Annotated in this window: 10 protein-coding genes and 1 pseudogene; 6 read left to right on the forward strand and 5 right to left on the reverse strand. The window is 69.9% G+C overall.

Features of this window, described 5'->3' with window-relative positions; all coding sequences use genetic code 11:
• Nucleotides 1–17: 17 nt before the first annotated feature.
• Both BJY22_RS31895 and gcvT read right to left on the reverse strand, forming a co-directional pair.
• A complete protein-coding gene (locus BJY22_RS31895; protein WP_167214258.1) occupies nt 18–1,025 on the reverse strand; it encodes an ABC transporter permease in 1,008 nt (335 codons plus the stop codon).
• Nucleotides 1,026–1,379: 354 nt separating this feature from the next.
• A complete protein-coding gene (gene gcvT, locus BJY22_RS31900; RefSeq protein ID WP_167214261.1) occupies nt 1,380–2,480 on the reverse strand; it encodes a glycine cleavage system aminomethyltransferase GcvT in 1,101 nt (366 codons plus the stop codon).
• A 98-nt stretch (nt 2,481–2,578) separates the two neighbouring features.
• On the opposite strand from gcvT, the gene BJY22_RS31905 reads away from it, so the two are divergent.
• A complete protein-coding gene (locus tag BJY22_RS31905; protein WP_167214263.1) occupies nt 2,579–4,093 on the forward strand; it encodes a leucyl aminopeptidase in 1,515 nt (504 codons plus the stop codon).
• A gap of 40 nt (nt 4,094–4,133) precedes the next feature.
• Here BJY22_RS31905 and BJY22_RS31910 read toward each other — a convergent pair whose 3' ends face one another.
• Nucleotides 4,134–4,451, reverse strand: coding sequence for a hypothetical protein (locus BJY22_RS31910; protein ID WP_167214265.1), 318 nt, complete (start codon nt 4,449–4,451; stop codon nt 4,134–4,136).
• 179 nt (nt 4,452–4,630) lie between these two features.
• On the opposite strand from BJY22_RS31910, the gene lpdA reads away from it, so the two are divergent.
• The 4 genes from lpdA (at nt 4,631) to BJY22_RS31930 (ending at nt 11,305) form a co-directional block, all read left to right on the forward strand.
• Entirely contained in the window at nt 4,631–6,016 is a 1,386-nt protein-coding gene (gene lpdA, locus BJY22_RS31915; RefSeq protein WP_167214268.1) for a dihydrolipoyl dehydrogenase, read from the forward strand.
• Between the two features lie 140 nt (nt 6,017–6,156).
• Nucleotides 6,157–8,112 (forward strand): 2-oxoglutarate dehydrogenase, E2 component, dihydrolipoamide succinyltransferase, encoded by a 1,956-nt coding sequence (sucB, locus tag BJY22_RS31920; protein WP_167214271.1) that lies wholly within the window; start codon nt 6,157–6,159, stop codon nt 8,110–8,112.
• A 100-nt stretch (nt 8,113–8,212) separates the two neighbouring features.
• Complete coding sequence (locus tag BJY22_RS31925; RefSeq protein WP_167214274.1) at nt 8,213–9,100, forward strand: TIGR01777 family oxidoreductase; 888 nt, start codon at nt 8,213–8,215, stop codon at nt 9,098–9,100.
• Nucleotides 9,101–9,280: 180 nt separating this feature from the next.
• Nucleotides 9,281–11,305 (forward strand): DUF222 domain-containing protein, encoded by a 2,025-nt coding sequence (locus tag BJY22_RS31930; RefSeq protein ID WP_167214277.1) that lies wholly within the window; start codon nt 9,281–9,283, stop codon nt 11,303–11,305.
• A gap of 346 nt (nt 11,306–11,651) precedes the next feature.
• Here BJY22_RS31930 and BJY22_RS41985 read toward each other — a convergent pair whose 3' ends face one another.
• On the reverse strand, nt 11,652–12,938 hold the full coding sequence (locus BJY22_RS41985; protein WP_238350518.1) for a superantigen-like protein SSL4: 1,287 nt from the start codon (nt 12,936–12,938) through the stop codon (nt 11,652–11,654).
• Nucleotides 12,939–13,034: 96 nt separating this feature from the next.
• Between BJY22_RS41985 and BJY22_RS41990 the strand changes: the two genes are divergently transcribed.
• On the forward strand, nt 13,035–13,373 hold the full coding sequence (locus tag BJY22_RS41990) for a hypothetical protein (RefSeq protein ID WP_238350519.1): 339 nt from the start codon (nt 13,035–13,037) through the stop codon (nt 13,371–13,373).
• A gap of 1,284 nt (nt 13,374–14,657) precedes the next feature.
• Here the strand turns inward: BJY22_RS41990 and BJY22_RS43340 are convergent.
• Nucleotides 14,658–15,098: pseudogene (locus tag BJY22_RS43340) on the reverse strand (serine/threonine protein kinase); the annotation flags it as partial.
• Nucleotides 15,099–15,630 lie beyond the last annotated feature (532 nt).

Genomic DNA, 15,630 nt, shown 5'->3' on the forward strand with positions numbered 1-15,630 from the left:
CAGGGGCAATCGCCGTACTACCGGCGAGTCTTGGGGTCGAAGGCGTCCCGGATCGCGTCTCCGAGCAGTGCCAGGGCGAGCACCAGAGCGGTGATCCCGACCACTGGCAGCCAGAGGTAGAGCGGGTCGGCCTTGAACCAGTTGGTGGCGACAGCGATCGTCTGGCCCCACGAGGGCTTCGGTTCGACCAGTCCGACGCCGAGGAACGACAGTCCGGCCTCCGCGGTCACGTACGCGGGCAGCGACAACGAGGCCGAGATCACGATCGGGGCGACCAGGTTCGGGAGCAGCTCCTTGAACAGGACCTGCCGGGTCGGCACACCGATCGCCTTGGCGGCGAGCACGAACTCGCGCTCGCGCAGCGAGAGCACCTCACCCCGGATGATCCGGGCCAGGCCGGCCCAGCCGAAGAACGCGAGCACGAAGATCAGCACGTAGAACCGGATGTCCGCCTGCTCCTCCGGAGTCAGGTTGAACGACCCGCCGCGCATCGACTCGACGATCGGCACGATCGCGATCGCGAACAGCAGCAGCGGGAGGCTCAGGACGAAGTCGATGAGCCAGGAGATGACCCGGTCCACCCAGCCGCCGAGGAAGCCGGCGAGCAGGCCCATCACAACCCCGACCGTGGTGCCGACCACCGTGGCCACGAAGGCGATGATCAGCGACGGCTGCGCGCCGTACACCCAGCGGGCGAAGTTGTCCCGGCCGGTCTTCGGCTCGACACCGAACCAGTGGTCACCGTTCACGCCGATCGTCGGGTAGCCGTACTCGTCGACGAGGTCGGTGTGGAAGGTGCCGATGTCCTGGCCCTCCAGCTTGCTGAGCAGCGGTGCCAGCACCGCGACCAGGATGAAGAACAGCACGATCGACGCACAGACCACCGCGACCTTGTCCTTGCGCAACCGGTCGAAGGCGATGCGGCTCGGCGACTTCCCGTGCGGAGTAGCGGCCGTGCGGGCCGGCTCAGCCGACGCCGGGTGTTCTTCGACTCCTACGGTCGAGTCGGGCGACCCAATACTCAATTCGCACTCCGTCAGTTCAGTCGGCCGGATTTCGGTCCGCAGATCCGGCACATATCGGTGGATGCCGTGCCGAGCCTTTGCTCTGTGGTGGGCTTGCGTCAAATCCCCTTGACAGGCCCTTTGCGCCACAACCGCGCGCTAGCCTGCCCGACACTGTGACACCAAACCAGCAGGTCCCGGCAGCAGTGCACAAATCGTTACCGGAACGCGTACTCGAACGGAACATTTGCTCCATTTCGTCACCCTGCGCAGTCAATCCTACGCGAAACGCGTCGGCACAACACCGACAGTGGCCATTTTGTGCCAGTATCTTACGTAGTGTGACGATTTGCGGCGTTCAGTGGCGGAGCGCTGTCACCGCACATGAACGGTCACGAACGGCGGTTTCACCACGTCGAAGGTCTCCTGGCGGCCGCGGATGTCGACGATCACCTGATCGCCTTCTTTCACCGTCGCGTCGAGCAGCGCGAGCGCGATGCCTTTCTTCAGCGTCGGCGAGAACGTTCCCGAGGTGACTTCACCCAACGCCGTGCCGGATTGATCCAGAACTGTCATGTGCGGCCGCGGAATACCCCTTCCGGAGGCGCGCAGACCGCGCAGGATCCGGGCCGCGCCGCGTTCCTTCTCGGCCCGCAGCGCCGCGTCGCCCCAGAAGTGCTCCTTCTTCCAGCCGACGGCCCATCCGGACCGCGCCTGGACGGGCGTGATGTCCGGCGAGATGTCCTGGCCGTGCAGCGGGTACCCCATCTCGGTCCGCAACGTGTCGCGCGCCCCGAGCCCGGCCGGGACGATGCCGTACTGCTCACCGGCCTGCAGCAGCGCGTCGAAGACCGCCACCGCGGCGGCGTTCGGTACGACGAGTTCGAACCCGCGCTCGCCCGTGTAGCCGGTGCGGCAGACGACGACCGGCGTACCGGAGAAGTCGGCGGTCGCGAACGACATGTAGTCGTGGCCGGTCGGCAGGCCGATCGCGGACACCACCTCGTCGCTCTTCGCGCCCTGCACGGCGAGGATCGCGTAGTCGTCGTGCACGTTGGTGACCTCGACGCCGTCGGGGGCGTCGGCCTGGAGGAGGCGGACCACCTCGGCGGTGTTGGCGGCGTTCGGGATCAGGAACACGTCGTCGTCCGCGTGCAGGTAGGCGATCAGGTCGTCGACCACTCCCCCGCGCTCGTTGCAGCACAAGGTGTACTGCGCCTGGCCGGGCGCGATCTTGCCGAGGTCGTTGGTCAGGCAGGCGTTCACGTAGGCCGCGGCGCCCGGGCCCTTCACGGTCGCCTTGCCGAGATGGCTCACGTCGAAGACGCCGACCGACGTACGGACCGCGGTGTGCTCGGCCACCACGCCGCCGTACTCCAGAGGCATCTCCCAGCCGCCGAACTCGGCGAACTTGGCTCCGAGCGCGACGTGACGCTCGTGCAACGGGGACTTCTTCAGCTCAGGTGCCTGGGTCATGGAGCGGAACTTACCCGACGCGTAGCATGCTCAGGCAGCTTGCACGTACCGTGACGACCGGCCGTCTGCCCTGCCGGTCAAGGAGGACTGAGGATTTCGTGACCACCATCACCCTGAGCAAGTCAGATGCCGCCGGCGTCAAGACCGACGCCGTGGTCATCGGCGTGGTCAAACTCGGCGGCGGCGTCGCTCTGCCGGCCGGCACCGAGTCGCTGAACGCCGCGTACGGCGGGAAGCTGGTGGAGGTGCTGTCCGGCCTCGGCGCCACCGGCAAGACGGGCGAGGTGACGAAGGTGCCCGGGCCTCAGTCGAGCCGGCCGGGCAAGTCCGCGACGCTGATCGCCGTCGGTCTCGGCGCGGCCCCCGACGGCGAGCTGAAGACCGAGGACCTGCGGGCCGCGGCCGGCGCCGGTGTGCGGGCCGCGAAGACCTCGCAGACGGTCGCGTTCGCGCTGCCGACGCCGGACGCCGAGTGCGTGCGCGCGGTTGCCGAAGGCGCGTTGATGGGGCGGTACGCGTTCACGGCGTACAAGTCGTCGGACGGCGCCGACAGTGCCGACAGTGTCCCCGGCAACCTCACCGTCCTCACCGACCTGGCCCGGAACAAGGACGCCAAGGCCGCGCTCGAGCGCGCCCAGGTGACCGCCGAGGCCGTCGCCCAGGTCCGGGACTGGGTGAACACCCCGCCGTCGGACCTGCACCCGGCCGAGTTCGCCGCCGACGCCGTCAAGCTCGGCAAGGAGTACGGCGTCAAGGTCGAGGTCCTCGACGAGAAGGCGCTCGCGAAGGGCGGGTACGGCGGCATCCTCGGCGTCGGCCAGGGCTCGACGAACCCGCCGCGGCTGGTCCGGCTGACCTACACGCCCCGCAAGCCGGTCACGCACCTGGCGTTCGTCGGCAAGGGCATCACGTTCGACTCCGGCGGCCTGTCGCTGAAGACGTCGACCGGCATGGTGAGCATGAAGTCCGACATGGCCGGCGCGGCCGCCGTGATCGGTGCCACGATCGCGATCGCGCGGCTCGGCCTGCCGGTCCAGGTGACGACGTACGCCGCGATGGCGGAGAACATGCCGTCCGGTTCGGCGGCCCGGCCGTCCGACGTCCTGACCATGTACGGCGGCAAGACCGTCGAGGTGCTGAACACCGACGCCGAGGGCCGGCTGGTGCTCGGCGACGCGCTGGTCCGGGCGTCCGAGGACGGGCCCGACCTGATCGTCGACGTGGCCACCCTGACCGGCGCCTGCGTCGTTGCCCTCGGCACCAAGGTGGCCGGCGCGTTCGGGAACGCCGACAGCGCCCGGGACCGGGTCGTCGACGCGGCCGTCGCGGCCGGTGAGTCGATGTGGCCGCTGCCGGTCCCGTCCGAGATGCTGGACAAGCTGAAGTCGCACTCGAAGGTCGCGGACCTCGCCAACATCACGGGCGAGCCGTGGGGCGGCGCGCTCGCGGCGGCCGCCTTCCTCGGCGACTTCGTTGCTGACGGCATCGACTGGGTCCACCTGGACGTGGCCGGCCCGGCGTTCAACGACGGCGCGGCCTCGGGTTACACCCCGAACGGCGGGACCGGGTACGCGGTCCGCACCCTGGTGGAGCTGGCCGCCTCGGCGAGCTGAGCCGTGAGCTGAGCAGGCGCAGGCCTGGCCGTTACGGCGGTCAGGCCTGGCCGTTCCGCTTCATCCGGGCGTTGTACTCGCGCATCCGCGGCGGGTAGCCGACCACGGCGGCGTCGTACGACGGGATGCCGAGACGGTTGGCGAAGTCGTGCGCCCACTTGACCGACGGGACCCGCCGACGCGTCCACTCGCCGTCGATCGCGACCAGCAGCAACGTGTACTCGGTCACCGCCGTCCGCGGCTCGACGAAGCCCTCCACGCCCTGGCGGGTCTGGGCGAACTCCCGCAGGTGAGCCTGATCGGGGTTGTCCGACCGGCGCATCGTTCCGGCCTTCTGCCGGCGACCGAACCACTTCATGACGTAAGTGTCCACTATCTGTGCAAGTCAGGGCCGAAATCCTGGATAACGGTTGCGCCGGATCCGTGCCGGCGCGTTGCGGCGGGCCCGGGCCTTGATCCGGCCGCGATCGGTGAAAAGATGACGCCGGGCGGCACCGCGATCCGGGACGTCCCGACCTGACACGCACGGAGGAACCTGTGACTGACAGCGCTACTGGTACGACGTACGACCTGGTGATTCTCGGCGGCGGCAGCGGTGGCTACGCCGCCGGACTGCGCGCGGCGACGCTCGGCCTGTCCGTGGCGCTGGTCGAGAAGGACAAGGTCGGCGGGACCTGTCTGCACCGCGGCTGCATCCCGACCAAGGCGCTGCTGCACGCCGCCGAGGTCGCGGACTCGGCCCGCGACGGTGAACAGTTCGGCGTCCGGACGACGCTCGAGGGCGTCGACATGGGCGGTGTGAACAAGTACAAGGACGGCGTCGTCGACCGGCTGTTCAAGGGCCTGCAGGGCCAGTTGAAGGCGCGCGGCATCACCGTGATCGAGGGCGAGGGACGACTGACCTCGGCCACCACGGTCCAGGTCGGCGACACGACGTACACCGGCCGCAACGTCATCCTCGCCTCCGGCTCGTACTCGCGGTCGCTGCCCGGTCTCGAGCTCGACGGGCACCGGGTGATCGCGAGTGAGCACGCGCTGACGCTCGACCGGGTGCCCGAGTCGGCCGTGGTGCTGGGCGGCGGCGTGATCGGGGTCGAGTTCGCCTCCGCGTGGACGTCGTTCGGTACCAAGGTGACGATCGTCGAGGCGCTGCCGCGGCTGGTCCCGGGCGAGGACGCGGACTGTTCGAAGACGCTGGAGCGCGCGTTCCGGAAGCGGAAGATCGCGTTCAGGACGGGTACGGCGTTCGAGTCCGTCGAGGTCACCGACAGCGGTGTCCGGGTGACCGTCGCGGGCGGCGAGGTGATCGAGGCCGAAGTACTGCTGGTCGCGGTCGGACGCGGGCCGAACACGGCCGGCCTCGGCTACGAAGAGGTCGGGGTCGCGCTGGACCGCGGGTTCGTGACTGTGGACTCGACGCTGCAGACCAGCGTTCCGGGCGTCTACGCGGTCGGCGACATCGTGCCGGGGCTGCAGCTCGCGCACCGCGGGTTCCAGCAGGGCATCTTCGTCGCGGAGCACCTCGCCGGCCTGGCGCCGACGCCGATCGACGAGGCCGGCATCCCGCGCGTGACGTACTCCGAGCCGGAGGTCGCGTCGGTCGGGCTGACCGAGGAGCAGGCGCGGGCGAAGTACGGCGACGTCGAGATCCTCAACTACAACCTCGGCGGCAACGGCAAGTCGCAGATCCTGAAGACGGCCGGGTTCGTGAAGCTGGTGCGTGCTCGCGACGGCGCCGTGGTCGGGCTGCACATGGTCGGTTCGCGCGTCGGCGAGCTGATCGGTGAGGCCCAGCTGATCTACAACTGGGAGGCGTACCCGGCCGACGTCGCGCCGCTGGTGCACGCCCACCCGACGCAGAACGAGGCCCTCGGCGAGGCGCATCTCGCCCTGGCCGGGAAACCTTTGCACTTCCATGACTGAACTGCCGGGCGGCCCGCTGGTCCGCCCGAGTAGGTTTGAGCCGCAGGGAGCGTGCGGGACGGCCGTGACCCGGATCCCGCCCGCTCCGGCGGCACCGTAGGCTGACACTCGACCGATCAGACGAAGGAGCAACGACCGTCATGCCGACCTCTGTATCCCTGCCGGCCCTCGGGGAGAGCGTCACCGAAGGAACCGTCACCCGCTGGCTCAAGCAGGTCGGCGACACGGTTGCCGTCGACGAGCCCCTGCTGGAGGTTTCGACCGACAAGGTCGACACCGAGATCCCGAGCCCTGTCGCCGGCACCCTGCTGGAGATCAAGGCCGCCGAGGACGAGACCGTCGAGGTCGGCGCCGAGCTGGCCGTCATCGGTGACGCCGGCGAGGCCTCCTCCGCTCCCGCCGCCCCGTCCGAGTCGGCTCCGTCCGAGTCGGCTCCGGCCGCCGAGTCCGCACCGGCTGAGGCGGCTCCGGCTGAGCAGTCCGGACCTGGCGAGCAGCCGGCCCAGGCCGCTCCCGCCGAGGCCCCCGCAGCCGCCCCGGCCCCCGCTGCCCAGGCTGCCCCCCAGCCCGCCGCCGACTCGACCCAAGCGGAGTCTCCGGCCACCGACGCAAACGCCTCCCAGGCAGCGTCCGGTACGCCGGTGACGCTCCCGGCGCTCGGCGAGAGCGTGACCGAGGGCACCGTCACCCGCTGGCTGAAGCAGGTCGGCGACGACGTGGCGGTCGACGAGCCGCTGCTCGAGGTCTCCACCGACAAGGTCGACACCGAGATCCCGAGCCCGGTCGCGGGCAAGCTGCTGGAGATCAAGGTCGCCGAGGACGAGACCGTGGAGGTCGGCGCCGAGCTGGCCATCGTCGGCTCCGGCGCCGCCGCCCCCGCGGCCTCCTCCGCCCCGGCTGCCCCGGCCGAGTCCGCTCCGGCTCCCGAGGCTGCTCCGGCTCAGTCGGCTCCGGCTCAGTCGGCTGCCCCGGCCCCCGCCCCGCAGGCTGCCCCGGCGCCGCAGGCCTCGGCTCCCGCACCGGCTCCTGCTGCCGCTCCGGCCCAGGCCCCGGCCCCGCAGGCTGCACCTGTTCCGGCTGCTGCCGCCCCCGCTCCGCAGGCTGCTCCGGCACCTGCGGCGACCCAGGCGCCTGCGGTCTCCGCTCCCTCCCCGAACGGCGCAGCCGCCGACGGCCCGAACTACGTCACCCCGCTGGTACGCAAGCTCGCCGCGGAGCACCAGGTCGACCTGAACGCCGTACAGGGCACCGGAGTCGGCGGCCGGATCCGCAAGCAGGACGTCATCGCCGCCGCCGAGGCCAAGAAGGCCGCCGCGGCCGCCGCGGCCGCCCCGGCAGCCCAGGCACCCGCCGCCGCGGCCGCGAAGTCCCCGGTGGTCAGCCCGCTGCGCGGGACGACCGAGAAGATGAGCCGGATCCGCAAGGCGATCGCGAGCCACATGGTCAACAGCCTGAAGGTCTCGGCTCAGCTGACCACGGTGGTCGAGGTCGACGTCACCGAGATCGCCAAGCTGCGCAACGCGAAGAAGGCGGAGTTCGAGGCCCGTGAGGGCGTCAAGCTGTCGTTCCTCCCGTTCTTCGCCCTCGCCGCGGTCGACGCCCTGAAGCAGTACCCGAAGCTGAACGCGTCGATCGACGAGGAGAAGGGCGAGATCACGTACCACGCGGCCGAGCACCTCGGCATCGCGGTGGACGTGGAGCGCGGCCTGATGGTCCCGGTCGTGCACAACGCCGGCGACCTGAACATCGCCGGACTGGCGAAGAAGATCGCCGACCTCGCCGACCGCACCCGCAACAACAAGGTGCTGCCGGACGAGATGGCGGGCGGCACGTTCACCATCACCAACACCGGTAGCCGGGGCGCGCTGTTCGACACCCCGATCCTGAACCAGCCGCAGGTCGGCATGCTCGGGACCGGAGCTGTGGTGAAGCGCCCGGTCGTCATCACCCACCCGGAGCTCGGCGAGACGATCGCGATCCGGCAGATGGTGTACCTGGCGCTGACCTACGACCACCGCCTGGTCGACGGCGCCGACGCGGCCCGCTACCTGACGGCGGTCAAGCAGCGCCTCGAAGAGGCCCAGTTCGACGTCTGATCCGAGTGACGACGCCGGTGCCTGTCTCCTCCGGGGGACGGACACCGGCGTCGTCGTCTTCCTGGGTACCTGGTAGTCGAACCGACAAGGAGCAGAGCGGATGAAGTACGTGCTGGCCGGGGCCTCCGGCTTCCTCGGCAAGGCCCTCGCCCGCGACTTGGTTGCCGACGGCCACCAGGTCGTCCGGCTGGTTCGCCGTACGCCGACCTCGGCCGACGAGGTGCGCTGGGACCCGGCGCGGGGCGATCTGGATCCCGGTGCCCTCGGCGAGCCCGACGTCCTGGTGAACCTCGCCGGCGCGAACATCGGCCGCCCGTGGACCCCGACGTACCGCCGCACCATCCGGGAGAGCCGGGTCAGCACCACCTCGACCCTCGCCCGGGTGGCAGCGCAGCTCGACGGGCGGCCGGTCCTGATCACCCAGAGCGGGATCGGCGGCTACGGCAAGGACCTCGGCGACCAGATCCTGACCGAGGACACCGCTCTCGGCGACGGCTTCCTCGCAGACGTCGTACGCCTCTGGGAAGGCGCACTGGGACCCGCCCAGGAAGCCGGCAGCCGAGTTGCCGCTCTTCGTACCGGAGTAGTGCTGGACCGCAAGGCTCCCGCGTTCCAGCTCCTCGCCGTCCCCTTCCGCCTCGGCCTCGGCGGCCGTCTGGGGCCCGGCACGCAGTACTTCCCTACCGTCTCCCTCACCGACTGGCTCCGAGCAGTCCGGCACGTCGCAGAACACGACACCCTGAGCGGCCCGATCAACGTCGCCCTCCCCACCCCACCCACGAACACCGAATTCACCGAGGCCCTCGCCACCGCCCTGCACCGTCCCGCGCTGGTCCCGATCCCCGCCTTCTTGATGAAGGCCGCCCTCGGCGAATTCGCCTGGGAACTCCTAGGCAGCAAACGAGCCCTCCCCACCCGCCTCCAGTCCCACGGCTTCACCTTCCACCACCCCACCATCACCCCCACCATCTCCGCCGCCCTCGCCTGACCCCGACGCTCGGGACGACTCCCCGCCCTGACGACCCGCAGCCGCGGCCCGAGGTAAATCAGCCATGCCCTAGCCATCGCTGACCTTCCACCATTCAGTGGCAGCCCCGCGCTCTCTGCGTACCGCCGTTCGCCAGCTCCCCGATTTCTCATACTCGAACACTTGTTCTAATATGAATCCATGACAGCGATCGCGCTCAACCCGAACCCCGGCGTTCCACTGCCCGCCGGGTCAGCTGTCGCTGAAGTCCGTCCACCGGCATCCCCTTGGTCGGCACTGCCACCGCTCCCCCCACCGGACGATCTGTACGACCCCGAGGACCCGCATCCGCCGCGATTCATCGGCGAGGAAGACCTGTACGACGACCTACCGCCGATGTCCCGCGTCGACTGGCTGGACTGGCTGGAATGGGCCGGTGTCGAGCAAGACGAGGCCGAACGGGAGATGCTGCGCCTGAACGCCCCCGCCTGGGTGTTCCTGCCGCCCGGCGCCGAACTCGCCGCCGCACTGGAGAAACTCCGGCCACAATGCGAGACACCGGTCGCGCTGATCGAGGCGATGAAGGCCGCCGCGCGGATGGAAGCCTGGGCCGCCTCGATCAAGACCTCCGCGATGGCATCGTTCGTGCGCCAACGCAAAGCCCAGGCCACCGAGATCCCCCGCCCGACCCAGATCGACACCTCCGGCCGCCCGATCGACCCCGAACGCTCCTGGTCCGCCGAGATCGGCGCCGCGCTGCACCTGTCCACTGACACCGCCGCCCGCCACATCGACACCGCACTCCACCTGACCGGACCACTCACCGCGACCCACACCGCACTACGCTGCGGCGCCCTGACCTGGTCCAAAGCCCTGGCCATCTCCGAAGCCACCCGGCACCTCCCAACCGACGCCGCCCAAGCAGTCGAAGCGCACGTACTGCGCCGCGCCCCCGGTCAGACCCACAAGAACCTGCGCGAATCACTGCGCCGTCAGGTCGCCAAACACACCATCCGCGAAGACGCCGACCGACACCGCGCCGCGGTCACCGACCGCACCTGCAAAATCGTCCCCCTCCCCGACGGCATGGCCGGGCTATGGGTCGTCCACACCGCCGACAAAATCCAGCAAATGTGGGTCGTCATCCAAGCCATGGCCGACCTCGCCAAACGCGGCAACCCCACGGGCCCGAGCACCACGACCAGGTCCACGACCAGCACCACGACCTGCACCGCGACCTGCACCGCGACCTGCACCACGACCTGCACCGCGACCTGCACCGCGACGTGCACCACGACCGGCACCGCGACGAGCACCACGCAAGCCGATCCCCACCCCGGCGACACCACCTCAACCGGCACCGCAGCCACCAACGAAACCACTGCGACGGCCCATACCGCCGGCGCACAGGCAGCCACCGTCGATCCCGCCCCGCCCGGCACCGACACCCCACCACGCACTGACAGCCCGCCCGGCGTGACCGCCACTGATCCAGACCGTCAGACCGAGGCTCAGCGAACCCACAACGAGCGGATTACCGATCGGAACAGGGACGAGCGGACCGCGGAGCAGCGGCGTGCCGACGTCATGGCCGACGTCTTCGAACAGATGCTGCACAACGGCCTGGACTGGCTCGGCCGCCGACTACCCGACCAGCACCGCAGACGCCCCCACATCGAAGTCCTCATCCCAGCCACCACCCTGCTCGGGATGGACGACGACCCCTGCGAACTCACCGGCTACGGCCCCATCCCCGCCGACATGGCCCGCCGCATCGCCACCGACGGCACCTGGCGCAGGCTCCTCACCGACCCCACCAACGGCACCGTCCTCGAAGCCTCCACCACCCGCCACGACCCCGGCACCCTCGTCACCGAAACCCTCCTCGCCCGCCACCCCACCTGCGCCTGGCCCGGCTGCAACCGCACCTCCCGCCAATGCGACCGCGACCACACCACCCCCTTCACACGAACCGGCCGAACAACCCTCACCGGCCTCGCGCCCTACTGCGAATACCACCACGTCATCAAAGACACCCCCGCCTGGGGATGGACCAGCACCACCCACCCCGACGGCTCTGTCACCCTGACCGCCCCCACCGGCCACCGCTACACCACAGTCCCACCCGCCCGCGGCCCTCTCACCACATCATCATCCGAGGCCTGCACCCCACCGCAGGATCCTCCAGCCACCCGCCGGCAACCACCCGATCCCCCACCGTTCTGACCCGTCCAACTACGGGCACCAGCACCGAATCCGAGCACCAGCGCGATAACTCAACAGCCACCCACGGACACAAGCACGCGAGCTCGCACGCGTCGAGGACGCCGGCGTGTCGGCGACGTACAACACGGACAGGCTCCGGCAAGTGCTTGAGAACATTCCCGGCACACCCAATTGCCAGAGCTTGAGCACATGCCCAGCGCACAATTGCCAGAGCCTGAGAACATGCCCGACGCACGCACTTGCCAGAGCTTGCACACACGACCTGCGCAGGCGAGGCCTGACCTGTGAGCACACGCCCGCACATAGGCAGGCGCGGGGTTGAACTGAGCAGGAATGCCCTTGGTCGTCAGCCCTTGGTGATGGTGCTGATGCGCCAGGCCCGGGGATGAGTTCGATCGGGACTCGGTGGTGTGGCAGTCAGAGTGATCAGCTTGGTCGTGGGCCGTCCGGATGGGAGCGTGGTCACCGTACCGGTGTGATCGACGGCTTGGCCAGCAGTGAGGTGATCGGTGGTCCTGAGGATGACGGTGGTCGGGGTACGGCGCATGATGGTGGTGCTCTCGATCGTGATTCGGAGACCGCGGACACGCACGTTCCGCCGACGGTAGTCAGACAGCAACGCACGATCGGCAACCCACGGCGAACTCCCCGGGACGTAGACCTTGTCCAGAGCCGCAAGATCAAGGGTCCAGAACGCGTGCGCACGTTGAGCGTCGAGCGCCCGCAGAGTCCGAGTCCACGCCACGAGGTCAACGCTCGAGGTGGGGGGTTGGGGTCGCGGCAGGGACGCCGACGACGGCTTCGAGGACTGGACCTGTGTCGGCTGCGGCTTCGAGGACTGCGCCTGCGTCGGCTGCGTCGACAGCGGCTGCGTCGATCGCGGTTCTGTCGGTCGCGGTTCCGTTGGTCGGACAGGCACGGTTTCAGCCGACCGCCCAGGCGTGGCTCCATCTGATTGCGTGGGCGTAGCTCGCGGATCGGTTGGTTGCTGCTGAGTGGTCGCCGAACCCTCGAGCGTGCGGATCGCAATGATGCCGAAGGCAAGAACAATCACGGCACCCACCGCAGCCGCACCGAGGACGCCGTACGCCGGATGCCGCAGCGCCCAAACCACGCGGTCCCAGAGCGCAGCACCAACACGAGGCACCAGATAGCCACGACGGACAGGGCTGCTACGACGAAGCATGTTGCTGTTGCGCAGCCGGCCATCACGACGAAGCTCGTCGGTTCTGCGGAGGCCGCCACCGCGTCGAAGAACGCCGCCAAGGCGAGGCGCACTGCTACTGGAGGGCGGATCATCTCCGCTCAACGCAGGATCATCGCCAGCCTCGTCACCGCCACCAGACACACCAGTACGGCGAAACGCATACCCACCGAACACATTGGCACCGGCGAACGTGTCGTCGCCCGACGCACCACCGTCGCCATCACCATCGCCGGCATCACCATGGCCACCAGCCACGCTGGTACGGCGAAACGCGTATCCACCGAACGCGTTCGCGCCCGCGAACACGTCGTCCCCGCCCGACGCGGGGCCGTCGCCAGCCTCGTCGCCGCCACTAGAGACACTGTTACGGCGAAACACGTACCCGCCGAATCCGTTGCCGCCGGCGAACGCGTCGTCACCGGCCAACGCGTCCCTACCAGCTGACGCGTCACCTTTGCCGGCTGACGTATCCCTCCTGCCTGGCGAATCCGTACGGCCTGATGCATCCGTACTGCGTGATGCATGACTGCGGCCGAACTCGAAGGCGCCACTGAACGCGGCAACACCATCTGGCGCATCGGTACGGCCGAAGACATATCCGCTGATCGGCTCCTGACCAGCAGACGCATCGCCGGCGCCAGGCGCATCGCCGGTGCCGGGCGCGCTGGTACCGGGCACATCGCCCGTGCCACGCGCATCGCCCGTGCGACGCGCATCGCCGGTGCCGGGCACATCGCTGCGGCCGTACGCGAAGCCACCGCGGAATGCGGCGTCGGTACCTATCGCGTCGCCGGGGCCGGGTGCGCCACCGAATGGGGTGGTGAATGCGTTGTCGCCGTCGAGTGTTTGGGCACTGCGTAGCGGATCGCTGTGGTGGATTGGGTTGGCGTTGCGGGAGGCGCGGGTGCGGCCGGCGCGGCCTCGGCGGAAGGTGGTCCGTCGGGTGGAGCGGCGGCGTTTCGATCGGGAGTTGCCGGTTGGGGCGGGGGCGGATTCGGCGTACTGGGGTCGGGTTGGCGGGGTTGAAGGGGGTGGGGGCGGGTTCGATTGCGGCGGACCTAGTGGCGCTCGGGAGAGCGTGGGTACGTCGTCGTCATCTGCGGAATCGTCAGCCGAGTTCGCGGGGTGGTTGTGCCAGGGATCGGTCGAGGTGACGGGTGGGCTGTCGGCGGCAGGCGAAGGCGCAGAGGGGTAGCCGTCAGACGGTCCGGCGGGCGCAGTACCGGACGTGCCTACGGGCTTGGAAGCAGGCGCAGGGGTGGAGGCGGACGCCCGGCGTGGGCCGGTCGTTGGCTCGGGCTTAGAACCGGAGGTGTGCTCGGACCGCGAGGACAGGTCGGGCCCGGAACCAGAAACAGGCAACGCACCTGAACCAGGCAAGGCACCTGAAGCAGGCAAGGCACCTGAAGCAGGCAAGGCACCTGATGCAGGCGCGAGTGAGGAGCCAGCCGCTCGCGCGGAGGCACGTGGTCGCGTGGCCCCAGGTTCTGCAGCAGAGCCCGGCGCTGGGGTGGGACCAGGTCCTGCAGCCGAACCAGCCGGCGCAGCCGAGCCGCGCGGTCGGGTGGAGCCAAGCGGTGCGGTGGAGCCAGGCACGGAAGCCGAACCGGGCGCTGAAGCTGAGCCAGGCACGGCAGATGAGCCAGCCGGTGGGGTGGGGCCAGGCGCTGGAGTGGGACCAGGCTCCGCAGCCGGACCAGCCGGACCCGCCGCAGCCGGCACAACCGAGCCGGGCGGTGAGGTGGAGCCAAGCGGTGCGGTGGAGGCAGGCACTGGGGCCGAGCCGGGCGCCGGAGCTGAGTCAGGCACGGCCGATGAGCCAGCCCGTGAGGTGGAACCAGGCGCTGCAGCCGGAGCAGACGGTTCGGACGGTGCAGCCGGATCAGGCGATGGAGCGGGGGCAGATGACGGGGACGAGGTCGGCGGTGGGGGTGGGGGTAGCTCGGGGGTTGGGGTGGGGTCGGGGGGCATGGCTAGGTCTATGGGGGTGGGTGGGGAGAGGGTGAGGAGGCGGTGTGGGAGGGCCTTTAGAGGGGTGGTGGTGATGAGGGTGGGGGTGAAGGCGGTGGGGTCTGCGGCTGCGTGGTGGATGAGGGTGGGCAGGGCTTCTATGTCGGCGGTTGTGGTGCCGGGGTGGAGGGTGGCGTCGGTGAGGATGGGGCGGCCTTCGGCGTCGAACATGACGTTGTGGGGAGTGATCGAGCCGTGGGTTAGGCGGGAGTCGTGGAGGTGGGCTACGGCTTCTGCTAGGGGCGCTAGGAGGGTGACCAGTTCGCCGCGGGACAGTGGGTCGCGGCGGGTGAGGAGGGCTGCGAGGGTGCCGGCTACGAGGTGCTGGGTGATCAGGATCCAGCCGGTGTTTGTTTCGTGGAACTCTCGTACGTAGGCCAGGTGCGGGTGCTGTAGGCGGGACAGGAGGCTGAGGTCCTCGCGGAACCTTCTCGGGTCGGGGACCGCCTTGAACGGGATGTGTTTCAGCACGGCGTTCCGGCCGGTCGCGCGGTCCCGGACCTGCCAGACTGTTCCGCCCGGTCCGGACCCGAGCTGCCGGCGCAGGCTGTATCCACCGAGGTCTGCGAGGTCCATGCCCAAGAGGATGCACCGATCGCGACCTCGCCCGCGGAAGTTATCCACAGCTCCATCGGCGAGCGCACGGAGTACGCCAGGACCCCTCCGGAGCACACGCGCTCTGGAACACAGCCCGTCCCGGCAGGCCTACAACGCACCACAAGCAGGATCAGACGGCTCGGTGGATCCCGGGACAGACAGCCCGAGCACCCGTTCCGGGACGCTGCCCCCGGACGCGCGGGCCACTGCGCACTCGAGCGTGTGATGGGTGTACAGGTCCGAGTGTGAGGTCCCTGTGCGGCGGGGCGCGAGGCTCGCGGGATCGGGATGCGGGGACCGGCACGAGGCACGGGGCGCGGGGACCGGGATGCGGGGACCGGGGCGCGGGGACCGGGGTGCCGGACCGGATGCAGGGACCGGGGGCGCGGCACTCAGGATGCGGGATCCGGGATGCGGGGACCCGGAATGCGCGGACCCGGGCGCGGGGGGCGCGGAGCCGCAGGGGCGGAGGCCCGGGCGCGGAGGCGGAGGCCCGGGCGCGGAGGCGGAG

Origin of the sequence: Kribbella shirazensis (assembly GCF_011761605.1) — a bacterium.
GTDB lineage: Bacteria > Actinomycetota > Actinomycetes > Propionibacteriales > Kribbellaceae > Kribbella > Kribbella shirazensis.